The 25,309-nt window shown below is 61.4% G+C and carries 19 protein-coding genes; 3 read left to right on the forward strand and 16 right to left on the reverse strand.

Annotated features, from left to right (window positions below; genetic code table 11):
• Window positions 1–2,098 precede the first annotated feature (2,098 nt).
• Together ACEQZD_RS06610 and ACEQZD_RS06615 are read right to left on the reverse strand one after the other, a co-directional pair.
• On the reverse strand, window positions 2,099–5,491 hold the full coding sequence (locus ACEQZD_RS06610; protein WP_370184683.1) for an Ig-like domain-containing protein: 3,393 nt from the start codon (window positions 5,489–5,491) through the stop codon (window positions 2,099–2,101).
• Window positions 5,492–5,512: 21 nt separating this feature from the next.
• Window positions 5,513–6,829, reverse strand: a complete 1,317-nt coding sequence (locus ACEQZD_RS06615) for an outer membrane protein transport protein (RefSeq protein ID WP_370184684.1) — start codon at window positions 6,827–6,829, stop codon at window positions 5,513–5,515.
• A gap of 818 nt (window positions 6,830–7,647) precedes the next feature.
• On the opposite strand from ACEQZD_RS06615, the gene ACEQZD_RS06620 reads away from it, so the two are divergent.
• Entirely contained in the window at window positions 7,648–8,571 is a 924-nt protein-coding gene (locus ACEQZD_RS06620) for a LysR family transcriptional regulator (RefSeq protein ID WP_142949406.1), read from the forward strand.
• A gap of 1 nt (window position 8,572) precedes the next feature.
• Here ACEQZD_RS06620 and ACEQZD_RS06625 read toward each other — a convergent pair whose 3' ends face one another.
• From ACEQZD_RS06625 to ACEQZD_RS06635, 3 genes are read right to left on the reverse strand one after another with little or no spacing between them, the layout of a single operon-like run.
• Complete coding sequence (locus ACEQZD_RS06625; RefSeq protein WP_370184685.1) at window positions 8,573–9,265, reverse strand: polysaccharide deacetylase family protein; 693 nt, start codon at window positions 9,263–9,265, stop codon at window positions 8,573–8,575.
• A gap of 1 nt (window position 9,266) precedes the next feature.
• On the reverse strand, window positions 9,267–10,439 hold the full coding sequence (locus ACEQZD_RS06630) for a glycosyltransferase (RefSeq protein WP_370184686.1): 1,173 nt from the start codon (window positions 10,437–10,439) through the stop codon (window positions 9,267–9,269).
• 58 nt (window positions 10,440–10,497) lie between these two features.
• A complete protein-coding gene (locus ACEQZD_RS06635) occupies window positions 10,498–11,655 on the reverse strand; it encodes a sulfotransferase (protein ID WP_370184687.1) in 1,158 nt (385 codons plus the stop codon).
• A 331-nt stretch (window positions 11,656–11,986) separates the two neighbouring features.
• On the opposite strand from ACEQZD_RS06635, the gene ACEQZD_RS06640 reads away from it, so the two are divergent.
• Window positions 11,987–12,736, forward strand: coding sequence for a glycerophosphodiester phosphodiesterase (locus tag ACEQZD_RS06640; RefSeq protein WP_370184688.1), 750 nt, complete (start codon window positions 11,987–11,989; stop codon window positions 12,734–12,736).
• A 96-nt stretch (window positions 12,737–12,832) separates the two neighbouring features.
• Here the strand turns inward: ACEQZD_RS06640 and ACEQZD_RS06645 are convergent, their stop codons facing one another.
• Window positions 12,833–13,972: a patatin-like phospholipase family protein gene (locus tag ACEQZD_RS06645; RefSeq protein ID WP_142949411.1), complete on the reverse strand. Its 1,140-nt coding sequence runs from the start codon at window positions 13,970–13,972 to the stop codon at window positions 12,833–12,835.
• A gap of 122 nt (window positions 13,973–14,094) precedes the next feature.
• Here ACEQZD_RS06645 and ACEQZD_RS06650 point away from each other — a divergent pair, with 122 nt between their 5' ends.
• Complete coding sequence (locus ACEQZD_RS06650; protein WP_370184689.1) at window positions 14,095–15,216, forward strand: GNAT family N-acetyltransferase/peptidase C39 family protein; 1,122 nt, start codon at window positions 14,095–14,097, stop codon at window positions 15,214–15,216.
• 15 nt (window positions 15,217–15,231) lie between these two features.
• Here ACEQZD_RS06650 and nqrM read toward each other — a convergent pair whose 3' ends face one another.
• The 10 genes from nqrM to ACEQZD_RS06700 form a co-directional block, all read right to left on the reverse strand.
• Window positions 15,232–15,468 (reverse strand): (Na+)-NQR maturation NqrM, encoded by a 237-nt coding sequence (nqrM, locus tag ACEQZD_RS06655; RefSeq protein ID WP_142949413.1) that lies wholly within the window; start codon window positions 15,466–15,468, stop codon window positions 15,232–15,234.
• Between the two features lies 1 nt (window position 15,469).
• Window positions 15,470–16,498, reverse strand: coding sequence for an FAD:protein FMN transferase (locus ACEQZD_RS06660; RefSeq protein WP_335628540.1), 1,029 nt, complete (start codon window positions 16,496–16,498; stop codon window positions 15,470–15,472).
• Between the two features lie 212 nt (window positions 16,499–16,710).
• On the reverse strand, window positions 16,711–17,940 hold the full coding sequence (nqrF, locus tag ACEQZD_RS06665; RefSeq protein WP_142949415.1) for an NADH:ubiquinone reductase (Na(+)-transporting) subunit F: 1,230 nt from the start codon (window positions 17,938–17,940) through the stop codon (window positions 16,711–16,713).
• A 15-nt stretch (window positions 17,941–17,955) separates the two neighbouring features.
• A complete protein-coding gene (nqrE, locus tag ACEQZD_RS06670) occupies window positions 17,956–18,576 on the reverse strand; it encodes an NADH:ubiquinone reductase (Na(+)-transporting) subunit E (protein WP_142949416.1) in 621 nt (206 codons plus the stop codon).
• A 24-nt stretch (window positions 18,577–18,600) separates the two neighbouring features.
• Complete coding sequence (locus ACEQZD_RS06675; protein ID WP_142949417.1) at window positions 18,601–19,266, reverse strand: NADH:ubiquinone reductase (Na(+)-transporting) subunit D; 666 nt, start codon at window positions 19,264–19,266, stop codon at window positions 18,601–18,603.
• Window positions 19,266–20,048 carry a Na(+)-translocating NADH-quinone reductase subunit C gene (locus ACEQZD_RS06680; protein WP_142949418.1) on the reverse strand — a complete coding sequence of 261 codons (783 nt, stop codon included), beginning with the start codon at window positions 20,046–20,048 and terminating at the stop codon, window positions 19,266–19,268. Before ACEQZD_RS06680 ends, ACEQZD_RS06675 begins: the two co-directional genes overlap by 1 nt.
• A complete protein-coding gene (locus ACEQZD_RS06685; RefSeq protein WP_335628541.1) occupies window positions 20,048–21,307 on the reverse strand; it encodes an NADH:ubiquinone reductase (Na(+)-transporting) subunit B in 1,260 nt (419 codons plus the stop codon). The genes ACEQZD_RS06680 and ACEQZD_RS06685 overlap by 1 nt, the downstream gene beginning before the upstream one ends.
• A gap of 1 nt (window position 21,308) precedes the next feature.
• Complete coding sequence (locus tag ACEQZD_RS06690; protein ID WP_194856519.1) at window positions 21,309–22,655, reverse strand: Na(+)-translocating NADH-quinone reductase subunit A; 1,347 nt, start codon at window positions 22,653–22,655, stop codon at window positions 21,309–21,311.
• A gap of 204 nt (window positions 22,656–22,859) precedes the next feature.
• Entirely contained in the window at window positions 22,860–24,314 is a 1,455-nt protein-coding gene (locus ACEQZD_RS06695) for a glyceraldehyde-3-phosphate dehydrogenase (RefSeq protein WP_335628542.1), read from the reverse strand.
• 80 nt (window positions 24,315–24,394) lie between these two features.
• Entirely contained in the window at window positions 24,395–25,270 is an 876-nt protein-coding gene (locus tag ACEQZD_RS06700; protein WP_185956943.1) for an acyl-CoA thioesterase II, read from the reverse strand.
• Between the last annotated feature and the right edge of the window lie 39 nt (window positions 25,271–25,309).

A 25,309-nucleotide genomic window follows, 5' to 3' on the forward strand; every position in this document is an offset into this window, starting at 1 on the left:
GTATTATAGTTTTATAATTTTAACTCAGTAGGAAGCAGGAAAACGCAACAACCGTTTTTTCACCGATATTGTAGCTCCTCTACTTTAGTGGACACCTTCTCCTAACGAGAGGAGGTGGGCAATGCCCCGACACAAGCATGAAAAAAAGACTTTGGGAGTACTCGTCGGATTTTAAGCTGAAGACTGTCTAACTCAATCATCAGAAGGAATCAAGGTCCAGCAGGTCGCTGCAGGGCTAGATATCCATACGTTTATGCTCTCACTGTGGCGTTAAGAGTACCGCGAAGGCCGAATCAGGCCAGATGGTCAAAAACGTGTGGATGTGATGAAAAACAAAAGAACGCCACCGACCGAGGAATTAAACAGCTCGACAGGCTGACGCGGGATAGCGCGCGCCTGAAGAAGGAGAACGACCTCCTAAAAAGTGGCAACGGTATCTGGCGGATCAACATCAGAAAGGTTTGAATTCATCCAAGCCCACGGACGAGAACTAGTTGTAAGATATCTTTGCCGCTGGTTGGGCGTCTCACGGAGTGGCTATTACGCTTGGTGTAAGCGTGAGGAGTCTCAAAATCGCGGGTGGGTCGTGAGTTGCTGAAGAAAGTGCGGCGAATACACCGGATCAACCGGCGCGCCTATGGTAGCCCGCGAGCGCATCAAGCCTTGTGCCGTGGGTGAATCAGCGTTGCCCGTAAGGCTAATGCGCGAGGCGTCGCTCATCGGGGATGCTGCAGGACATACCGTCGAATGCCGAATATTGGGCGCTTTATTAGCGTCGCAGAATATTCTGCTGAATCAGCCAGCACCTACCGGTCTGAACCAACAATGGGTCGCAGACCTCATTTATATCGGGGGGGGGGGCAATGAGTGGCGATACCTGGCGGTTGTACTCGATGTGTATTCGCGAAACGTGATCCGCTGGTCTTGGGTAGTCGGAAGACGACGAACCTGACTTTACGAGCGTACCTCACGCATTACGGGTGAAGATACCCTGGCCGGCGTTTATCTTCCACACGGATCGAGGTGCCCAATACGGAGCATGTCTAATCCAGAACGAGTTGGGCAGACACGGAATCCGCCTCGGTATGAATACCGGCCCAACCAGTGTACGGACAATGCGCATATGGAATCTTTCTTCCGTAGCATGAAGGCAGAAGTGATCCATGGCGTGTCGTTCAAACGCGAGAGGGACTGAGAACACTTCTGAGCGGCTATATCAACCAGTTCCATAATCAGAAACGGTTACCCTCTGGCATTGGGTATAGGCCGCCGGCGGAAGACGGGAGAATGCTAGCATGAAACAAAGCGTGCCCATTTTATCGGGAAAGATCATACGCCACCAACTCGGTCTTGCAGGGCACTAGGCTCAGCGCCGGCAGAATTAATCGGTTAGATCACATACTAACGTCACTAGGCCTTTCCCAAAAAAATCGAAAGGCAAACAACCAAGCTTAACCCAACGAGCATTCACGCTTTATAGTGTTTAGCTCTGACAAGAATATATAGGGATAGCGGCGATCACTTGGAGAATGCGACCAACAGCGTTACTCCTTTAAACACTAACACAGGTCAAAAAATGAAGGGCAATTACATGTACCTTGAAAAATCATCGCGAAAATGGGTAATCAGCTACATTCGCTCTCACGACCAGAAGATCCCTGCAATTTAAGTATTATAAATTCACGCATCATTGATAAAACTGCATGTTAGACCGGAAAATTCTACAACCAAAAAAATTAAACAGCAGTTCCAGCTGAGACCTCAGCGCCAAACCAAGAAAACTGGCACTCAGTCAAAGAAAGTAATGCATAAAAGACTGGCATGCTTCTAACGGATTGACACACAATGTAGCATCAATCTAATGAAGAAATTACAGCAACATTAAAAGCTATTTAAGCCGTGGTCAACGTATACAAAAGCGGGAATAATTAAAATCCGATATAGATCTAATTATTAAACTGAGCAAACACTTACTCTCGCATTTCTGCTGACCAGGGCATAACCTCTCAGCACAAAAAAAGCCAACCCCTGTAACCGAAGTTGGCTTAGACATTGATCTATAAATCTACAAAAAAATCATTTCGAGTAAATCACAATACTATTTTATTAAGTCAGAAACAAAATTAAGTCTGCTACCTCGTTCTGGAACGAAGAGGTCTGCGTAACCAAAATTGCCACCAGATGCGTTATGAAGATCCAAGTAAATATCAACAGGGTTGATATTGTATTGTTCTACCTGCATACGCCCATCATCCAAGAAAGAAACCGCCCCTTCGAGATTCATAGTGATCGGGTAACTCATTAGACTTTGAGTATTCTCCGGAGCGCCTACCGCATACTCAGTAATATAAGGTGCATCCACATAGAGATCTACTTCTGCACGCAAAACAAGGCCGTCGCCAGTATTCTTAATAAAAGCTGGTATAGGCTTGGTCCTTTCACCGTCTGAGTCCTGAGAATACCTCAGCCGTAGCATCTGAGGGCCGGTCAATCCTGGGAAAGGCAGCTCCGCGCCAGGACTAAACCGGAGAGGCGCTGTGATGTCTAGCGAACTCGCCATTATCTGCGCAGGCCAAAGATTAACCTTCAAGCCTTGCTCAGAGATCTCGTTGGTGACCTCAGCGAACATCGCACCGATAAGATAGGAAAACTTATGTTCGGGGCACGGCAAGGGCGCTGGGTTATCAAAAGACTGTATTGGGAACTGGTAACTACAACCAATATTGGCTCCATTAACGCCAGCGATTTCAGGCGTAGGCTGTGTATTGAAGCGAGACAAGAGCTTTACACTATTAGGTGCGCCGATAACGCCGTCTGGATCATACTGCTCTGTAGTGTAGGGGTCAGAGATATCCGTAGGCCCGGGCTCCTGAACCGCGAAACTATAGCGGCCCGCACCAAAAAATACGTTATTTGACGTGTCTCGTTCACTGAATAAATTAGCGTTAACATCAGAAACAGGGGCTGTTTCTAGTAACTGGAGAACATTTGAAGATGGCTCGGCGCCTTTAAAGTATTGAACCATGTTTGGGCCACCAGCGTTCATTTCGGGTCCCGTTCTAATAACTCTTTTTTCCCGAACAACATCAATCCCCGGAGCCCCACCTTCGCTTATAGGCGTAACCTCAACATAGCCGAGCGCCTGGGTCTGCAATGGCAATCCTGAAATATCACAAATAGCTGTCATGCCGCATTCATAGTTACTGTTGGCAGCAATCTTCTTCGCATCCCCGGAAAACTGATCGATCTCATAGCCTGATGATGCAAGAGTATACCTGTATACTTCGCCGGCTTTCCACTCAGTTTCGGGATAGAAGTAAGCGGTATCTGAATCCAGTTTAAGGACGCCCGGCACCTCACTATAAGTATCGTCCTCGTTTAGCTTTTCAACTATAAAAGTTACCCCGGGAACTATGCTACTGCTAGACATCGGCTCGGAGAACTTCACGACAATCGGCCTGCTTTTCGATACGTTCATTATAGGTATCAAATCGTCAGCCTCTTTATTGTCTATTGGCGTACCATCTGTGATGCCTGGGAAGCCACCAGCACATCTGCCTGATACATCATTCGCTATATCGGTAGTTCCTGGCTCTACTGCGCATGGAAAGCCGGGATATACGGCCAATAAGACAGGGGAATGGTTCACAACTTCATCCAAGAAGCTTGCAGGCCCCGGCTGTAAAACAGTTTTGTTTTGAACGACAGTTGGCAATTGAAATTCAAGACTCAATTCATCTGAAGTATTACCTTCAATATCCTCAACGCCACCGCTTACAGTAATATTGTACTGGTATATTTCATTTTCTTTATTCTTTTTTAGATAGTCAGAAGAAACTTTTTTGTAGCCCCCCCCTAAATCGCTTGTTCTGTCTAGGCGCACAACAATTGCCGACCCATCAACATGGTAGTTAATAGGTAAGGGCTGCTGATTCTCATACAAGAATACATTCCCGTTAATGCTTGATGGGGCAATCGGCTCGTCAAAGTTTAAAATAATAGTATCTTTTGTACCAGACAAGCGGCTGTCACTCTGGGTCCAGCTTTGCAACTGAGGTGGAGAGGTATCGACTATCATCTCCTGCGAGCTGTTTTGGTCCTTATAAGACTGCAACTGAAAACTCAGCATCCCATAGCCGTACTCCTGGCCCAGAATGTTCGGCTCAACCACGCTTACCGCATCCAAGTTCAACACACCAGCTTCCGGGTCCACTTCAGCTAGGCCCACCAACTCGATGTGCAGGAGGTCCTGGGTGAAGGCGCCGTTGGCGCGCGCTTCACTGGTGGCGATGCCCACGTCCATCAGCAGGTGCACGATACGCAGCGCATCCGGGTTGTTTTCAGCATAGGGGTTCGGCACCAGGTAGCCGCTGGCGTCGGACAGTACGGTCATAGTGACATCGCCGGAATCAAACCCGGCGTCTACTTCACCGCCGATAAGAATCGGATCGATTTTCTCACCGCTCAGGACGGTACCTTTGGGCAAACGGATAGGCGTGACGTCAGTGTAGGTGGTCACATCCGCCAGTTCAGCACGTACCACTTCGGCACTGGCCTGGGTGATGTTTTTGTCCTCGCCCAGCAGGGTGCCGTTGACGGGCACTTCGTTCACCGGCTTGCCGGTGAGGCGGGACGTATCACCCTGGGTGAGTTTCTGCACCAGGATCGCCGGATCGCGGCCCGGGGAAGAGTCTTTCGGCCTGAAAGTGTAGCTCTCGGCGCCAAAGGTCTCGCCGTAGGTGCTGGCCAGGTCCGCGGTGATGTCCAGCGTGTAGGTTTCGCCAGCCTTCAAGTATTCTGCCTCCGGGTCCACGGTCATGTAGGCGCCGTCGATCAGCAGGGTCGCGTCCACGGTGTCGCCGCCGCTGCTGGTGAGCGTCACGGAGTCGCCGTAGGTGGCGGTGGCACGGTCGATCGGCTGGGTGAACTGGAAGCGGAAGCTGGAGAAATCCATCACCGGTTCCATGGCCGAGCCGTCGGGCATGCGGCGGCTCACTTCGAAGGCCTCGTCCTTGACCACCAGGCTTTTCGGGCCTTCGTGCAGCGGCCGGGTGGTGAAGGTGAGGGTCTGGTCCTTGGCGGTGCCTTTGCGCAGACGCAGGTCCTCGATCACCACTGTGTAGGTTTGGTTAGGCTTCAGGTCCTCGTCAGGCTGCAGCAGCACGTTGTTGGGTTCTTTGGCCACCGATTCCGGGGTGACGGCCACCACGGTGCCGGTTTGCGCATCACCTTCGTAAACGGTGATCGAGTTCTGCGCTTCGCCGAGATTCACGGCGCTGGAGAAGCGCAGTACCACCGGCGCGGCGGTGGAGATTTCGCCCTGGCCGTTATCGGGATAGGCGTAGAGCAGCGCTTGATTGTCGCCCTCGCCCGGGTTGCTGCCGAAATCGTCGACAGGTGAATCGCCGCCGTCACCGCCGCAGGCGGTAAGCAGCATCGCGGTGCCGAGCACCGCGACGGAGGACAGCAGCGTTCCTTTCCGCTTGATCATTCTTGTCTTCATGGTGCCCCCTTAAAACTGCATGCTGATGGAGCCGGCGAATACATTGACGTCGCCTTTGGTTTCCACCACGTCGTTGTTCAGTGCGGTCGGCTGGCTGGATACGATCTGGAACTCACGCTCTTCCATCAGGTGGTACTGGTAGCCGAAGTCCAGACGCAGCGGATGCTTGAGGCCGTAGACGTGGTCGAAGGTGGCGCTCATGCCCAGGCCGATCACGGTGCGGTCGGAATCCAGGTAGTTCACTTCCGGGTTCACGTCGTTGGCCAGCGGCGATTCCTCGAACGCCACGCCACCGGTGAAGGTGAAGGTGTCGTTCAGGTAGTACTCGGCGCCGATGCGCGGGATGACGATGTCGTCGAACTCCAGGCCCAGGTTGTTCTTGACGGTGTCGTTGTTGAGCTCGTCTTCCAGGGCGGACCATTCCTGCATTTCCAGCGCCAGGCCCAGGCGCCAGGTGTCGCGCTTGAGCTGCATGCCCAGGGTGTAGATGTTGGGCTGGTAGGAATCCACCGTGGCGATATCGATGAACAGACCGGGATCCGGGATGGTGCCGGGGATGATGGTGTTGGCGTTCACTTCCACGGAAGAGTCGGAGTAACCCTTGAAGGCGAACGCGGTTTCCAGACCGTCATACCAGCACTGCGCGTCCGGGCAGAAGGTCTCTTCCCAGTCGAAGTTCATGCTGATGATGGGACGCAGCACCGGCTTGGCGGAGACATTGAGCTCTTCGTACTCGGTGTCGCCGGCCAGATTGGTCTGCGCCACCAGGGAGGCCTCGGATTTGAGAGTAACCTTGGTGCCGATGCCGATGTCCAGGCCGCGCCATACGTGGGTGCCCACGCCGATGCTCAGGAACAGCGGCTGGCGGCCGTAGTTGAAGTACTGGCCGTCGGCGTCGGTGCGGGAGCCGAAGGCGAGCAGCTCGTCACCGAACTTCTCGGAGCCGATCATCACGCCCAGGTACATGGGCTGGCCCAGCTCGGTGAGGTCGCTGAGATCGGCTTTCAGGCCCAGCAGCACCTGCTGGGTGGGGTCGTCCTGCACGGTGTAGGTGCCGAACTGCTGGCTGTCGGCCTTGAGATTATGCTCGGCGTGCATCAGGCCGGCGGTGAGCTCGCTCTTGGTGCTGTGCGCCAAGTAGGCCGGATTATAATACGCGGTGGAAACCTGGGTATTAAACATGGAAAGCGCTTGCGCGGACGCGATGTCCGTGGGCAGCAAGCCGTAGGTGGTGGCGGTGTTGCCCATATTCGCCAGGGAGATAGCAGGTGCCAGCAATAGGGCGCTGGCACACAGCCCGGTCTTCAAATAAGGAAGCGGTCGCATGCGGATTTTCCCTCCGATTGTTTGTTGTTCTCTATTGTTTGCGGATGTGCGCCGCAAACGATCGTTATTGGTTTTATGTCCCGAACTGTCCATGAACGGGTTAGGCACCCTCGGGGTGGTGCATCTGCTGAGGCTATAGGGGCCTGACAGACGTCGGACACAAGAAAACGTGAAAACAGGTGTTTCAAAAAACGAAAAAAAGCCGGAAAGCCTTTATTTACGGCACTGACCAGCCGGTCACATTTTATGGTGACAGACACTTTTTGCGTGTTTTTCGACCGCCGAAAACGCCATCTTTATGAAAAAGTAGACAAATAAATATACAAAATGACACTTCAGTATTTACTTTCTTTTGTGCGGTAGGTCCGCTCTTTGTGGCAGGCGCAAAACGCCGATTGGGCGCCATCAAAACGCCACCATGTTTACAGATGTTACCAGAGGAAACACTGGCCGCTTTACCGGTACTTTTTTCGCTCCGCGCCAAACTTTTTTGTAACAGAGCGCCGGCGAAGACCGCTCTTTTTCCTTCGAAATGCCCGCGCCGCGCGGCTTCGAGGTGAGAGAAAAGGCGCTCTGGGAAGCCGCCGCCAAAGCGTCGTAAAACGGTTGTCTTGTGTTATAGTTTTTAAAGAACTGTCCAAGGATCGGTAGGAAAACACCTCAACGGGACGGGTGCTGGGCCCCCGGGGCGGGCTAATGCCCGGAGGGGATCAAAACCCTGAAGAAAAACAAAAGGTGGAAGGAACCGCTGCACCGTCTTGCGTGGCTCGATAACGCCTATGCCGGCCGTCTCGGTTCCTTAAAATAAGGATTCGACGATGAAACGGATAGCTGATCTCAGTGTGTTTGTGTCGGTCGTTAAGGCGGGGAGTCTTTCCGAAGCGTCCAATGATTTGGGTCTTTCCGTGGCGTCCATCAGTAAGTATATATCGCGCATCGAGCAGGAGCTCGGAGTGCGCGTGCTGGTGCGTAACGCACGGGGGCTCAGGCTCACCAGCGAGGGCCAGGCGCTGTATGTGCGGGTGGATACCCTGCTCAGCCAGCTCAACAAAGCGATTGCCTATGTCAGTGCCTGCCGGGACGTTCCCCGGGGCATGCTCAAGGTAAGTTCCACCATCGGTCTGGGCCGCAATCGTATTGCGCCGCTGGTATCGGAATTCTCCAAGCTGTACCCCGACGTGACGGTGCAACTGTCGTTGGGCGACCGCTATGTGGACATGGTGCTCGACGACGTGGACGTGGCGATTTCCATCGGCGCGCCGGACGACGCCTCCCTGGTGGCCAAGCGGCTGATGAGCAACCCCTGCTGCGTGTGCGCGTCGCCGGCTTACCTGAAAGGCCGCAAAGCGCCCCGCCACCCCAAGGACCTGAAACGGCACGACTGCCTGATCCTGGACTGCCACGGCTCCTTCAAGGACCAATGGCAGCTTGAGGACGAATACGGCGGCCAGCACCACGTCAAAGTGTCCGGCAACCTGATCACCGATAACAGCGAAACACTGCGCGAGTGGGCGCTGAAAGGCTACGGCGTGGCGCTGAAAAGCCGCTGGGATATCGCCGAGCACCTGGACCGCGGCGAGCTGGTGCAGCTGATGCCGCGCTACCGGGCGCCGGACCTGGATTTCTATCTGGTGTACGCCGGACGGGACCTGCTGCCGGCGAAGACCCGGGCCTTCATTGCCTTCCTGGAAGAAAACGTGGAGCGCCTGAAGCAGCCGATTTCGGATTCCGCGCAGGCGTGATTCAGGCGTAGGCCTCAAGCGGGCGTTCCAGACGCCGCACCCAGGGCAGCACCTGCGCACCCAGGCGCAGCTGCAGATCCTGGGGGTGGATGGACACACGCAGGGTGCGTCCGCTGGCCAGGGCCGCCAGATAGTTGCCCCGGTTGAACAGATTGAGGCTCCAGGCGCGCAGCGTGGTATCGGCCTCAAAGCCCAGCAACGGCATGGGGTGAAAGCGCTGGTCGCGGGCGTCGTAGAGGCCGCCCAGGGTTTCGTAGTAGCGGAACGGCAGCGCCGCCAGCCGGCGCTTGTTCACCGCCCCCAGCGCCCAGGCGGGCGGCACATAGAGCGGCCCGGGGGTGAGGCCGTGCTCCACGAACCAGCGGTGACAATCCTGAATCAGCGCGATGATGCGCTCTTCGTCCAGCGACAGATGCTCGGCCGCGTCCCGGGAAATGAACGCGCTGTGCAGACGGTGGTGAAGGCTTTTCGGGGTGTCGCAGCGGTGCCGCCAGCCGTGGCCGGCAAGCGGGTAGCCGCGCTCGCTAAGGTCGCGCAGCCAGTCCAGATCGGCGGCCCGCCAGTCCTTGCCGGGCACCACCAGCAGCGTCACCGCCGCCGGCGGCAGCCAGGCGAGCTGCTCGAGGATGTCCGTGACCCGCTCACGGGTCTCCGGCATCACATCGTGAATCGAGATCAAGCCGCTTAACGCCATCTCAGAGCTCCGGGCGGGCGGTGCTCAAACGGCGCAACACGGCCAGGGTCGGCGACGGCCAGCGCTTGGGCAGCAGCGGCGCCTGGCGGGCGCAGTGGCCGAGCACCTGCAGCCAGGTGTCCATGGCGCGCTGGTTCATGGTGAGGGCGGCGTGGCGGGCCTGTTCGGCGCGCTCACGGCGCTGCGCCGGGCTCTGCGCTTGCAGACGCGCCAGGGTGTCACCGAGGCTCTCGCCCTCTTCCATGATCGCCAGCCCGCGGGCCAGCTCCGGCCATTGATTGATGCCGCAGGCCGGCGTGGTGATCACCAGCCGCTGGCGGGCCATGGCTTCCAGGGCCACGGTGCCGAACGCCTCCACCACCGACGGCAGCACCAGCACCTGGGCGGCGTCCAGCTGCTCCACCACCTGCGCCCGGCTGCACCAGCCCAGGAAGGTGAGATTGGGCAGTCGGCGGGCCTGCTCTTCCACTTTCTCCCGCAGCGGGCCGTCCCCGGCCACGGTGAATCGGCAGTCCGGTCGCTGGGCGGCCAGCGCCAGGCAGCGTTCGATGTTTTTCTCCGCCGCCAGCCGGCCCACGTAGAGCACCGAATCCAGTTTCTCCGCCAGCGGCAGCGGCGGCCGCTCGACGAACTCCGGGCCCAGCGGTGTGCCCACCAGTTGCGGGTGCCGGGCGCCGGCGGCGCGGGCGTCGGCGATCAGGCTTTCACAGATGGTGGCCACCGCGCTGCTGCCCTGGAACAGGGTGCGGTTGACCCAGTTGAGCAGGCCGCCGGCCAGGCGCGCCAGACGCGGCCCCCAGTACAGCCGCACCAGGCTGTCGTAGTCGGTCTGGAAGGTCACGCACACCGGGATGCCCAGTTTGCGCGCCACCCAGAACGCGCCGAGGGAGAAAATCCCCGGTCCGGGAATCACGATCACATGGGGTTTCATCTCCCACACCAGGGCGGTGAGCTCGCGCATTTTCGGCAGGAACAGGCGCTGGGTGGGATCGCCGGGGATCGGCATGGACAGCCCCTGGCAGGGATGGGGGTCCTCCAGGCTGGGGGACACCAGCTCCGCCCGGGCCACCACCCCGTCCAGGTGGGCGACCAGGTCCTGGAAGTAGGCGCCGACCCCATTGCGGCCTTTCATGGCGTCGACGACGAACAGTACGCGCAGGTCTTTTGTTTTCATGGTCGTCAGTATCCGCACCACGTGTGTCGTATTTATGACACCCCTACCCTAGCACGGTTCAGTCACCGGGTCGGGGGTAGCCGAAACGGTCGTAGACCCAGCCGAAGGTCGCCGCCAGACGGCCCGGGTCCACGCCCAGGTTCTCCAGGGAATAGCGGTGGCCGCTGCGGTAGGCGGCGGCGCGGCGGTCCTCGCCGTCCAGAAAGGCGCGGTACGCCGGCGACGGGGTCCAGCCGAAGGTCCGGTAAAATCCGCTTACAGTCTCGCCGGGCGCGGCCGCCAGGGTTTCCATCACCGACAGGGCGCCGCGCCCCTCCGGCAGGCCGTCGAGCTGTTCCAGCAAGTGCCGGTAGTAGTAATCGAGCATGGCGAGGAAGCCTTCACGCCAGTAGTCGGCGGTGTCGCGGCCGTCGAACAGCTTGCCGCCGATCACGATGGAGTTGATCTGCGAGGGCACCGCGGCGGTGGGGTTGCGCAGGCAGCCGATAAAACGGGCGTCGGGGAAGGCGTCCGCCAGGGTGGCCATGAACGGCGTGAACGACGGGTTCTTGGACAGGAAAGTGCGGTGCTCGCCGTGGAAGTACAGGTGACGCTGCACGAAGCGCCGGTAGGCGGCCATCAGCCGCCGTTTCTCCGCCGCCGGCAGATCCCGGTCCGCGTAGGTGAGGCGCCACAGCGCCGGGTCCGGCACCGCCAGGACCAGCAGGAAGCAGCCCAGCACCGGCAGCAGCGCCAGATAGTCCTCCTCCGGGTCGCGCAGGCCGGTCTGATGGACATCGTCCAGCCCGCCCAGCACCCACCGTTCCAGCCGGAAGAACAGCCGGCTCAGCGGCGCGCCGACCAGGGCGTCCAGCCGCCCCACCCCGCGCCAAAAAAAGCGCTGGGTGATGGACGGCGCGAAGATCAGCTCCCACAGGGCGGTGGTGGTGAAGCGCTCGCGGTCGCCGGCCAGCAGCCGGTGCAGAAAGGTGGTGCCGCTGCGCGGCACACCGACCACGAACAGCGGCTCGCGCACGCGCACCCGGCGGAAGTCGGGAAACAGCAGGTAATCGAGCATCAGCCCGGCGCCGTTGATCGCCTGCAGCAGCACGAACAGCGGCCAGAACAGCGCCATCACCAGCCAGCGGCGCGGCGACACCCCCTTCAGCGTGCCGCCGTAATCCGGACACCAGGAGCGCACGAACAACCGCCCGTAGGCTTTCAACAAAGCACCCATGACTTTCCACTTCCGTCGAAGACGCGCCGACACTAGCAGCAAAAAGATGACAGAACTATGTCGTGGGAGCGGGCCTAGCCCGCGAAAGGGAGCGAAGCTCCCGGCAGGATCCCAGAGTCCTTTCTAACGGCAGCACAAACAACGTCTCTGGAATCCTGCCGGCAAGCGAAGCTTGCCTTTCGCGGGCAGGGCCCGCTCCCACCAGACAAGTCCCCCAAGCCTTGCAACACAGCCGTCACACCAAGGACACAAAATCGCGCCTGCATCCTGTATCCTGCACGCTGAATCGCGGCCGACGGCCGCCAAGGCAACCTTATCAATTCGAGGCTTGATGAGTACCTTCCCCACCATTGTCGGCCACCGCGGCGCCCGCGGCGAGGCCCCGGAAAACACCGCGGCGGGCTTCCAGGTCGCCATGGAGGCGGGCGTCACCGAAATCGAGCTGGACGTGCGGCTGTCCCGGGACGGCCATCTGATCGTGGTGCACGACGCCAACGTCACCCGCACCACCGGCGAGCGGGGCAAGGCGCACCACTACACCCTTTCGCAACTGGAAGTGCTGGACGCGCGCCGCAACACCCCCGGCTGGCACAGCCCCCTGGGCATCCCCTCACTGCGGGAAGTGGTGGATCTGTGCGGGCCGTCCATGCGCTTTCAGTTCGAAGTGAAAGGCGCGGACCGGGCCATCCTGCACCGCCTCGCCCACCAGCTGGTGGACTTCATCAACCAGCGACAAATGAATGACCGGGTGGTGGTCACCTCCAGCCACACCGGCTTTCTGCGCATGCTCGGCACCATGACCGCCCACATCGAGCGCGGCTATGTGGCGGAGTACCGCTACCAGCAACCCACCCGGCGGGCGGTGGCGCTGGGCTGCACCTGGCTGATGCCGCGCCACACCCTGGTGACGCCGGCGCTGATGCGCCGGGCGCGGCGCCGCAACCTGAAGGTGTCCACCTGGACGGTGAACGATCTGACCCGGGCGGAGCGCATGGTGGAGCTGGGCGTGGACGGCATCATCACCGATTTCCCCACCAGTTTTATCGCCCATTTTGAGCGGCGCGCGGCGCGGAAGGGCTGAGACAGGTCTCTGGGATCCTGCCGGCCGGCGTCGCCGGCCTTTCGCGGGCAGAGCCCGCTCCCACAGGGCGCTCGCGCACAAAGCTCTTTACCTGCTTCAATCCTCAAAAAAGGCGCGGATTTCATCTTCACGGGCCTTGGCGTCCTGGTAGCCCAGTGACATCAATCGGCCGGTAAAGCCGGGCTCGAACAGCAGATAACTGACCGCGCTGGCGCCGGGCGAGCGGGTGGCGCCGGAGCCGCTCAGGAAGAAACGCAGCGTGCGCGGCAGCTCCTTGATGTGCTCGGCGGCGATCTCGTCGATGGGCTGGGAGGGGTAGATCTTGAGCACGTCCACCTGGCGCAGCTGGATGCCGTGCTGGCTGCGGGCCCGTTTGCCGAGCGCCTCCACGGTGCGGTTGATCCGCTCGAGCCGCTCCACGTCCCCTTCCAGGGTGTCCACGAACACACTGTTGAGCACATGGCCGAGCACCTGGGCCAGCGACGGGTAGCCGCTGAGCTGGCGCTGGTGGTCGGCGCTGACGTTACCGGACACGCCGATCACCAGCAGCTTGTCGGCGCCCAGATGCAGCGCCGGGCTCACCGGGGCGAGCTGGCGCACCGCGCCGTCGCCGTAGTAGCTGCCGTCCACTTTCTCGGCGGGAAACAGAAGCGGGATCGCCGCCGACGCCAGCAGATGCTGCACGCCGATGTCCGAGCGCCGGCCCAGCCGGCGGGCGCGGGTCCACTCGTCCACGCCCTCAGCCCCCTGGAAAAACGCCACTGATTCGCCGGTGGCGTAGCTGGAGGCGGTGATCGACAGCGCCCGAAGATGCCCCTGGCGGATGCTCTCCTCGATGCGCTGGAAGTTGATCACCAGCCGCAGCAGCCGCTTCAGCGGCGTGCTGTCGAGCAAGGCGCTGCGGGTCACCGCCCGGCCGCCGGCGGCGGAGCTGATCAGCCAGCGCAGCAGGCTGCGCAGAAAGGCGAAGATATCGGTGCGGTAGACCTGCTCGGCGGTCATGTTGGCCCACACCCGCTCCAGGCCGCGCACCGCCAGCCGGTAGTCGTGGGCGCCGGCGGCCAAGGCGGCGGCGTTGATGCCACCGGCGGAGGTGCCGCAGATAATCGGAAACGGGTTGCTGCTGTGGGCCGGCAGCATATCGGCGATGGCGCTCAGCACGCCGACCTGATAGGCGGCGCGAGCGCCGCCGCCGGACAAAATCAGCCCTCGGTTGGGGGCGGACGCTTGGGGCATGGTGTGATCTCCTTATCGCGCCAGTATGCCGTTTGACGGGCCCCGGCGTCATCCGTCGGGAAGCGCTGGCTTCACCGCCCCACTCCGCTTTATGCTGCCCCGGTCTGTTTCCGGATTACGCCATGACCGCCGCTTTTTCGTTTCGCCCCGCCCGCCCCGAAGACCTGGATGCCCTTGTTGACCTGGAGCAGCGTTGCTTCGACGGCGACCGGCTGTCACGCCGCAGCTTCCGCCATTGGATCCGCCAGGCCCATTCCGGGCTGATCGTGGCCCATGGCCTGAGCGACGAAGCAGGCGCCGAGGGCGCCCTGGCCGGCTACGCACTGGTGATTCTGCAGCGCGGCACGCGCATGGCGCGTCTCTATTCCATCGCCGCCGACCCGGCGTGTCGCGGCAAGGGGCTCGGCGAGCAGTTGATGAACGCCGCCGAGCGCTACGCCCACCGGGAAAAACGCCTCTATCTGCGCCTGGAAGTGCGCCGGGACAACCCGGCGGCGATCCGCCTTTACGAGCGTCTGGGCTACAAGTTGTTCGCGGAAACCCCGGACTACTATGAGGACCACCAGGACGCCCTGCGCTTCCAGAAGCGGCTGCACTACAAGCCGGAGAACCCGGCGCGGCTGGATATTCCCTGGGTGCGCCAGACCACCGAATTCACCTGCGGGCCCGCCTGCCTGCTGATGGCCCGCCACGCCCTGGACGGCCACGCCCCGGCGGACACCGACGAGCTGCTGATATGGCGGGAAGCCACCACCATCTTCATGACCGCCGGCCACGGCGGCTGCCACCCGCTGGGCCTGGCGCTGGCCGCCCGCCGCCGGGGGCTGAGCGCCACCGTCTACTGCAACCAGAGCGGGCCGTTGTTTCTGGATTCGGTGCGCGATGAGAACAAGAAGCGGGTGATCGAAACCGTACACCGGCATTTCGAGGACGAAGCGAAACATCAGGCGGTGCCGGTGCACTACCAGGAGCTCACCGCCGAGCGGCTGGACCAGGCGTTACAGGACGGCGAAGTGGCCATCGTGCTGATCAGTACCTGGCGGCTGGACGGGCGCAAGGCGCCCCACTGGGTGGTAGTGAGCGGCGCCGACCGGGAGTGCTTCTACATTCACGACCCGGACCCGGCGGACGATCAGGTGCCGCTGGACTGCCAGCACGTGCCGATCAGCCGGGATCGCTTCGAGCAGATGACGCGGTATGGGCAGTCGAGGTTGCGGACCGCGGTGATTGTGGGGCGGGGGTAATCCCAGAGAGCAAGATCAGGTCTTGAGGACGTCCTTGCCGAGTTCGCCGGCGCGCTTGGCGTTCACTTCGCGGCTGTTTTCGTCGCAGGCGTCCTGGTCGCCGCCGCAGATTTCACAGCCCTGCTTCATGCCCAGGGTGGCGAGACCGCCGCAGGAACCCTTCACCGGTTTATTGGCGAGAATCGAGCCGATCGCCATGCCGGTGAACAGCAGCGCGAAGACAACAATACTGGCTATCACGGTTGCGAGCATTTCAGTTTCCTCCTTCACGGCTCTCGAGGAGCGCCTCGAAAGCCGGGGTCATGACTTCTTCGACCCCGTCATCAGTTCGGACAATAAACAGCACCGCCAGTTCACGCTCTTCGGCGAACGCCAGGCCCTTCTCCGGGCCGAGTACGGTGAGCGCGGTGGCGAGCCCGTCCGCGGTGGCACAACTGGAGTGTAACACGGTCACCGAGCCCAGTTTATGCTCCACCGGCCGGCCGGTGCGCGGGTCCAGGGTGTGGGAATAGAGCTTGCCGTCTTTCTCGAAGAAATTGCGGTAGTCACCGCTGGAGGCGATGGCCAGGTCGCGCAGCGGCACCACCTTCTCCACTTCGCGCACACCGGGGATCGGCCGTTCCACCGCCACCCGCCAGGGCAGGCCCTGGGGCTTGGTGCCGGAAGCGCGCAGTTCGCCGCCGATCTCCACCAGATAATTGCTGATACCCGCTTTTTCAAGCAGATGCGCCAGCTTATCCACGGCGAAACCCTTGGCGATGGAGGACAGATCCAAATAGACACCGCCCGGCTGCGTCAGGGTGCGGTCGTCCAGCTTCAGCTTGTGCCAGCCGACCCGCCGGCGGGCCGCCTCGATGTCTTCCGCCGCCGGCGGCTCGAAGCGTTCCGGGTCCGGCCCGAAGCCCCACAGGTTGACCAGCGGCCCCACGGTCACGTCGTAGGCGCCGTCGGTGGCCTCGGCCAGACCCAGGGCCTCGTCCAGCACCATGGCGAAATCCGACGGCAGCACCAGGCTGCCGCCCGCCTCCAGGCCGTTGAACCGGCTGATCGCCGAATCCGGCAGGTAGGTGCTCATTTCCTGGTTGATGTCCTCCAGGGAGGACTCAATCGCGCTCTTGAGCGCCGGCACGCCGTTCTCCGGGGTGCCGGTGAACTTCACCGACCAGCTGGTGCCCATGGTGGGCCCGGAGAGCTGGGAAAGACGATCGGTGGTGTCGTCGCAGGCGGTCAGGAGTGCGAACGCCACCAGCAGCAAGGAAAAACGAAGGAGCGGGTTTCGCATCGGCCTGCCTACGACAAGGTTGAAGGTTGAAAGCGGCTTGCAGAAATTGTGGGAGCGGGCCTTGTGGGAGCGGGCCTTGCCCGCGAAAGGGAGCGAAACTCCCGGCAGGATCCCAGAGCCCTTTCTAACGGCAGCACAAACAACGTCTCTGGAATCCTGCCGGCAAGCGGAGCTTGCCTTTCGCGGGCTGGGCCCGCTCGCACAAAGAAGGCTCACCCGCCGAAATCATCCAGCATGATGTTTTCGGGTTCGACGCCCAGGTCCTCGAGCATCTTGATCACCGAGGCGTTCATCATCGGCGGGCCGCACATGTAGTACTCGCAGTCCTCCGGCGCCGGATGGTCCTTGAGGTACATGTCGTAGACCACGTTGTGGATGAAGCCGGTGGGGCCTTCCCAGTTGTCCTCGGGCAGCGGATCGGACAGCGCCAGGTGCCACTCGAAGTTATCGTTCTCTTCGGCCAGCTTGTCGTACTCTTCCGAGTAAAAGGTCTCGCGGATCGAGCGGGCGCCGTACCAGAAGCTGATCTTACGCTTGGAGTTGAGGCGCTTGAGCTGGTCGAAGATGTGGCTGCGCATGGGCGCCATGCCGGCGCCACCGCCGATGAACACCATCTCCGCGTCGGTGTCCTTGGCGAAGAACTCGCCGAAGGGCCCGAACACGGTGATCTTGTCGCCGGGCTTCAGGCTGAACACGTAGGAGCTCATCAGGCCGGGCTGAATGCCCTGGGAGCCCGGAGGCGGCGTGGCGATACGGATGTTGAACTTGAGGATGCCCTTCTCTTCCGGGTAATTGGCCATGGAGTAGGCGCGTACCACGGTCTCGTCGCTTTTCGCCGTGAGATCGAAGAAGTTGAAGCGCTCCCAGTCACCGCGGAATTCCTCTTCGATGTCGAAGTCGGAAAACTTGATGTCGTAGGGCGGCGATTCCAGCTGCACGTAACCGCCGGCGCGGAAATCCACGTTCTCGCCTTCCGGCAGCTTCAGGGTCAGTTCCTTGATGAAGGTGGCCACGTTGGGGTTGGACACCACCTCGCATTCCCACTTCTTCACGCCGAAGAATTCCTCCGGCACCTTGATCTTCATGTCCTGCTTGACCGCCACCTGGCAGCTCAGGCGCCAGCCGTCGCGGATCTGGCCTTTGGTGAAATGGCCTTCCTCGGTGGGCAGGATGTCACCGCCGCCTTCCAGCACCTGGCAACGGCACTGCGCGCAGGTGCCGCCGCCGCCACAGGCGGAGGACAGGAAGATACCCTGGTCGGCCAGGGTGCCGAGCAGCTTGCCGCCGGCCGGGGCGTCGATGGCCTTTTCGGCATCGTTGTTGATGTCGATGTGCACATTGCCGCTGACCACCAGCCGGGAGCGGGCCACCAGAATCACCGCCACCAGTGCCAGCACGATGGTGGTGAACATGACCACGCCGAGAATAATTTCAAAACTCATGATGCTGTTTCCCCTTTACAACTGCACGCCGGAGAAGGACATGAACCCGAGCGACATCAGCCCCACGGTAATGAAGGTGATGCCCAGCCCCTTGAGGCCGTCGGGCACATCGCTGTACTTCAGTTTCTCACGGATACCGGCCAGCAGCGTGATGGCCAGGGCCCAGCCGGTGCCGGCGCCGATGCCGTAAACCAGGGACTCGCCCAGGTTGTAGTCACGCTCCACCATGAACAGGGACGCGCCGAGAATCGCGCAGTTCACCGTGATCAGCGGCAGGAACACGCCCAGCGCGTTGTAGAGGCTGGGCACGTATTTATCCAGCGTCATCTCGAGAATCTGGATCAGCGCGGCGATCACCCCGATGTAGCTGAGCAGCCCCAGGAAGCGCAGGTCCAGATTGGCCAGCGCCTCGATGCCGGTCCAGGCCAGTGCGCCTTCGCCGAGCAGGTAGTTCAGGATCAGGTTGTTCACCGGCACGGTGATGGTGAGGGTCACCACCACGGCGACACCCAGACCAATGGCCGTGGAGATTTTCTTGGACACGGCGATAAAGGTGCACATGCCAAGGAAGAAAGCCAGCGCCATGTTCTCAACGAAAACGGCGCGTACGAACAGGCTCAGATAATGTTCAAACATGCTTCAAATCCTCCAGGCCGTCGCTTAGAACGCGTCGCTGACACGGGTGTGCGGCTTCATCTTGAAGTCGTCCTCTTCCACCTGCTCCGGCTTCCAGGCGCGCACCGCCCAGATGAAGAAGCCGATCAGGAAGAAGGCGCTGGGCGGCAACAACAGCAGGCCGTTGGTCTGGTACCAGCCGCCGTCGGCGACCGAGGGCAGCACCTGCACGCCGAACAGGCTGCCGGCGCCGAACAGCTCACGGATAAAGCCCAGCACCAGCAGCAGCACGGAATAGCCCAGGCCGTTACCGATGCCGTCCATGAACGACGGCAGCGGCTTGTTCTGCATGGCGAACGCTTCGGCGCGGCCCATCACGATACAGTTGGTGATGATCAGGCCGACGAACACCGACAGCTGCTTGGAGATGCTGTACGCGTAGGCTTTCAGGAACTGATCCACGACGATGACCAGCGAGGCGATGATGGTCATCTGCACGATGATCCGGATGCTCGACGGAATGCTGTTGCGGATCGTGCTGACGAAAAAGTTGGAGAACGCCACCACCAGGGTCAGAGCGATACACATGGTGACCGTGGTGCTGAGGTTACTGGTGACCGCCAGCGCGGAGCAGATACCCAGGATCTGCAGCGCGATGGGGTTATTGTCGAAAATGGGACCGAATAACAGGTCCTTGGTTTTCTCCGCCATTACGCTTCTCCTCCGCTTTGGTTCCGCATGCGCTCAAGATAAGGACCGAAGCCCTTCTCGCCGACCCAGAACCGCACCAGGTTGCTGACGCCCTTACTGGTCAGGGTGGCGCCGGCCAGGCCGTCGACTTTGTTTTCCGCGTTGGGCGTACCGCTGTCCACGGAGCCCTTGACCACTTCGATGGCGATGTCGCCGTCTTCGTCGTAGAGCTTCTTGCCTTCCCAGAGTGCTTTCCACTTCGGGTTGTCCACTTCACCGCCCAGGCCCGGGGTTTCCCCGTGCTGGTAGAAGCCCAGCCCGGCGATGGTCTTGCCGTCGGCTTCCAGGGCCATGAACCCGTACAGGGTGGACCACAGGCCGTAGCCGCGCACCGGCAGGATAATGCGGCTCAGCTCGCCGTTATCCTTGCGCGCCAGGAACACCTCGGCCACGTCCGCCTGGGACTTGATGCCGGCGATGTCTTCCTCGCCGCTGAGGCGCTCGCTGCGCTCGGGATCCTTGGCGGCCTTGAGCTGGTCGTAGGAGTCCGGTTTTTCCACGTACTCGCCGGTTTCCAGATCAATGAACTTGCGCTCGATGGTGTTGAACGCCTTTTCCACGTCCATGCCCGGCTGGTACAGATCCGCGGCCTGCAGAATGTTCACGCGCCGGTCCAGGGTCTGGTTCTTCTGCTGCACCGGGCGCAGGCTCACGGCGGCGGTGGAGACCACCACCGCGCACACCAGACACACCAGGAACGCGACCAGCAGAGTCTTGCCTACGCTTTCGTTCTTTCCAGCCATTACGCCACTCCCCCGGTCCGACGCAGGCGACGACGGATGTTCGCCTGGGTAACAAAGTAGTCAATCAAGGGCGCGCACAGGTTGCCGAACAGAATCGCCAGCATGATGCCCTCCGGGAACGCCGGGTTGATCACCCGGATCAGCACCGTCATAACACCGATCAGCGCGCCGAAGATCAGCTTGCCGGTGTTGGTCATCGCCGCGGACACCGGGTCGGTGGCCATGAACACCAGGCCGAACGCCAGGCCGCCTACGGTCAGGTGCCAGTACCAGGGCATCGCGAACATCGGGTTGCTGTCGCTTCCGACGCCGTTGAACACCGCGCTCATCGCCACCATGCCCAGCAGCACGCCCAGCATGATGCGCCAGGAGGCGATCTTGGTGAACAGCAGGAAGATCGCGCCCAGGCCGATGGCGATCACCGAGGTCTCGCCGATACAACCCTGGATACCGCCCAGGAAGGTGTCCATCCAGGCCAGGCTCTGGGTGGCGCCGTTGGCGCCGGCGGCCAGGGCGTTCTCGCCCAGGCCGGCGGCGAAGTTCAGGTCGCCGCTGGCGGCCAGGGACAACGGCGTCGCGCCGGAGAAGTTGTCCACCGCGGTCCACACCGCGTCACCGGACATCTGCGCCGGGTAGGCGAAATACAGGAAGGCACGGCCCACCAGCGCCGGGTTGAGGAAGTTCTTGCCGGTGCCGCCGAACACTTCCTTGCCGATCACCACGCCGAAGGACACGCCCAGCACCACCTGCCAGAGGGGAATCGCCGGCGGCAGAATCAGGGTGAACAGGATACCGGTGACGAAGAAGCCCTCGTTCACCTCATGGCCGCGCTTCCACGCGAACAGGGCTTCCCAGAAGAAGCCGGTGAGGTAGACGGTGGCCAGAATCGGCACGTAGTAGACCAGGCCGTGCAGCATATTGGCCCAGAAGCTCTGGTAGTCGAAGCCCGCCAGCATGGCCACCAGGTCGGCGCGCCAGCCGGGGATGGCGTCGTAACCGAACTCGGTGATCTGCAGGTTGGCCTGATAACCGGTGTTGTAGAGGCCGAACAGGATCGCCGGGAAGGTGGCGAACCAGACCGTCATCATGATCCGCTTCAGGTCGATGCCGTCGCGCACATGGGCGGCGGACCGGGTCACCGAATCCGGGCTGTACAGCATGGTGTCGAACATCTCGAAGAAGACGTAGTACTTCTCGAGCTTGCCGCCCTCGTGGAAATGAGGCGCGATTTTGTCGTCGATGTAGTTTCTCAGGCCCATCTCAGCTCTCCACCTCGATCGTGGTCAGGTTGTCGCGCAGAATCGGCCCGTACTCGTACTTGCCGGGGCACACGTAGGTGCACAGCGCCAGGTCCTCTTCCACTACTTCCAGCGCGCCCAGCGCGATGGCGGAATCGGTGTCGCCGACGATCAGCGAGCGCAACAGTTGAGTGGGCAGAATGTCCAGCGGCATCACCTGCTCGTAGGCACCGATCGGTACCATGGCGCGCTCACTGCCGTTGGTGGTGGTGGTCAGATTGAAGCGCTTGCCGGGCATCAGCTTGGACAGATAAATGTTCATCACCGAGAAGCGGTTGGGCCCCGGTGAGATATACCCCAGCAACTGCCGCTCGCGGCCTTCGCGCAGCACCGTCACCTGGTTGCTGAAACGGCTCAGGAACATCAGCGGGCCGCGGGCGTGATGGCCGTTGAACACGGAGCCGCCCACGATGCGATTGTCGCCGTCCTTGAGTTCACCGCGCGTGAAGTCTTCCATGCCGGCCCCCACGCGGGTGCGCATCAGACGCGGCGTTTTTACCTGGGGACCGGTCAGCGCCACTACCCGGTCGGTGCTGATCTTGCCTTCGGTGAACAGCTTGCCGATGGCGATCACTTCCTGGTAGCCCACCGTCCAGACGGTCTTGGCGAGGCTGACAGGGTCAAGATAATGCACATGGGTGCCGGCGTTGCCCGCCGGGTGCTTGCCGGTGAAGGTTTCTTCACGGATCTGGCCTTCGGCGAAGGCCGGCAGATCACCGCCCGGCGCGCGGCACACCCAGACCGGGCCGTCGGTGAGGCGGCCCAGCACGGCGAGACCGTGGCGGAAGCTGCTCTCGTTGGCCTTGATCACCACCGCCGGGTCCTGCGCCAGGGGGTTGGTGTCCATGGCGGTGACGAAAATCGAGTTGGGGGTGGTGCCGGGCGCCGGCACCTTGCCGAACGGGCGGGTGCGCAGCAGCGTCCACTCGCCGGAATCGATCAGCTGGCGCTGTACCGCCTCGCGGTCCAGGGAAGCCAGGGCGGCGGCGTCATGGGCGTCGAACTCGACCTCGTCTTCCTGGTCGGCCACCTCGATCACCACGGACTGCAGCACGCGCTTGTGGCCGCGGTTGATCGCCACCACCTTGCCGGCGGCGGGGGCGGTGTATTTCACGCCATCGGTCTTTTTATCCGTGAAGAGCAGCTGGCCCTTCTTGACCGTGTCGCCTTCGCGGACCTCCATGGTCGGCTTCATCCCCATGTAGTCGCCGCCGAGCACGGCGACAGAACGGACCTGATGACCCTCCTCAATCGCCTGGCGTGGCGCGCCAGCGATGGGCAGGTCAAGCCCCTTCTTGATTTTGATCATAGTGTCTCGCCCACGTTGCGTGTTCTGAAGTCAAGCGGTGCTTTCCCCGGATGGCCGCGATGGAGGCGGAGGTGGGAAGGCGGCGCCATTATAATGACCGAGTGGTTCGGATGCCAGGACTGACCGTGTGGGATTACCCGCCTGGGCCCGCGTGTCCCGGTCGAAAAAAAGCCCGCGAAAGCGGGCTTTTTCAGGTTCTACGGCTCAATCCTTGGGGTAAATCGGGTATTCAACCCCGGACAGTTGCTGCAGAAGCCGCACCACCTGGCAGCTGTAGCCGAACTCATTGTCGTACCAGACATAAAGCACGCAGTGGCGGCCGTTGACGATGGTCGCCTCGGCGTCCACCACCGACGCGTGCCGGGAGCCCACGAAGTCCGTGGACACCGCGTCCGGACTGCGGATGAAGTCCAGCTGACGCTGCAGCGGCGAGTGCAGGCTCACCCAGCGCAGGTAGTCGTTGAGCTCCTCAAGGGTGGTTTCCTGCTCCAGGGTCAGGTTGAGAATCGCCATGGAGACGTCCGGGGTCGGCACCCGGATGGAGTTGCCGCTGAGCTTGCCGCCCAGCTCCGGCAGCGCCTTGGCGGCGGCCGTAGCGGCCCCGGTCTCGGTCAGCACCATGTTCAGCGGCGCGGCCCGGCCCCGGCGCGGACCCTTGTGGAAGTTGTCCAGCAGGTTCTGGTCGTTGGTGTAGGAGTGCACCGTCTCCACGTGGCCGTACTCAATGCCGAACTTGTCGCTGAGCGCCTTGAGCGGCGGCACGATGGCGTTGGTGGTGCAGCTCGCCAGGGACAGAATGGTGTCGCTGTCCTCCACCATGCCGTGGTTGACGCCGGGCACGATGTTCTTGATGTCGCCCTTGCCGGGCGCGGTGAGGATCGCCTTGCTGATGCCCGGGCACTTCAGGTGCTGGCCGAGACCCTCGCGGTCGCGCCATTTGCCGGTGTTGTCCACCAGCAGCGCGTCCTGGATGCCGTACTGGGTGTAGTCGATCGCCGACGGATCATTGGCGTAAATGATCTTGATGTAGTTGCCGTTGGCGATGATCGCGTTGTCTTCCTCGTCCACGGCGATGGTGCCGGCGAACGGGCCATGCACGGAATCGCGGCGCAGCAGGCTGGCGCGCTTCTGCAGGTCGCCCTTGCCGGTCTCGCGGACCACCACGGCCTTCAGGCGCAGGCCGTCGCCGGAGCCGGTCTTCTCGATCAGCAGGCGGGCCAGCAGGCGGCCGATACGGCCGAAACCGTACAGCACCACGTCGGTCTGGCCCGGCAGGTCCACCTTATCGTTGACCGCCTCGCCCAGCTCCTCGCGGACGTAGTCCTCGACGGACAGGCCACGGCTGTCCTTCTTGTACTCCACCGCCAGCTTGCCGATGTCCAGGCGGCAGGGGCCCAGATCCAGCTTGGTCACTTCCTGCAGGATCGGGAAGGAATCGACCACGGAAAGACCGCTCTCGAACAGCTCGGAGTCCTCGATCTGCTTGACGAAGCGATGGGTCTTGAGGATCTGGATCACGGAATTGTTGACCAGGGACCGGCTGTACACGGTGGTGGTCACGTTCTTCTCGCGGTAGAGACGGCCGATCATGGGGATCATGGCCTCTGCGATTTCTTCGCGGTTTTTCCAGCGTCCGAAGTGGTCTTCCAGTTTGTTCACGGCTGCGCCCCTCATCGGTTTGGGTTGGCGGTCATGGGGGCGCGCATGATAGCGCCAAACCCGCGCATCTTCCAGGGTACTTACACCGGGTCTTCGCCCGGCCGCAGCCGCATCAGCCCTTCCTGGGCCACCGAGGCCACCAGAGTGCCGTCGCGGCGGTAGATGGCTCCGAAGGTCAGCCCCCGCGCGCCGGCGGCGCCGGGGCTCTCGCAGTGATAGAGCAGCCAGTCGTCCACGCGCAGGTCGTCATAGAACCACATGGCGTGGTCCAGGCTGGCGCACTGCACATTGCTCTGCCAGAAGGTCATGCCGTGGGGCTGCATGGCGGTGCCCATGAAACCGAAATCCGAACAATAAGTCAGCAACGCCTTGTGGGTCATGCGGTCCGCCTCGATCGGGTCCGGCACCCGGAACCAGAACTGCTTGAGCGGCTCGCGGGACTCCGGGGCGAACACGTCGCGCGGCGTCACCGGGCGGAATTCCACCGGCCGCTCGCGCAGAAAGGCGGCGCGGAACTGCTCGGGAATGCGGTCCGCCACCCGCAGGCGGGCGCTCTCGTCGCTCTCCAGATCCTCCGGCGCCGGCACGTCCGGCATCGGCGTCTGGTGGCGGCTGCCCTCCTCTTCCACCTGGAAAGACGTGGACAGACTAAAAATAGGACGGCCGTGCTGAATCGCGTTGACCCGGCGGGTGGTGAAGCTCTTGCCGTCGCGGATCCGGTCCACGTCGTAGACCACCGGCTGGCGGATATCGCCGGGCCGCAGGAAATAGGCGTGCAGGGAGTGCACCGGGCGGTCCTCCGGCACCGTCATCGAGGCCGCCAGCAACGCCTGCCCGGCCACCAGGCCGCCGAAGATACTGCTCTGCCCGTTGGCCTCGCTGAGCCCCCGGAACAGGTTGTCCTCCAGCGGCTCCAGGCGGAACCGCTGCATCAATTCACTGACTGATTCCCTCATGCTCTTCTTCCCCAGCGCATAAATAAAAACGGCAACAAT

Source organism: Alloalcanivorax sp. (assembly GCF_964221125.1).
Classification (GTDB): domain Bacteria; phylum Pseudomonadota; class Gammaproteobacteria; order Pseudomonadales; family Alcanivoracaceae; genus Alloalcanivorax; species Alloalcanivorax venustensis.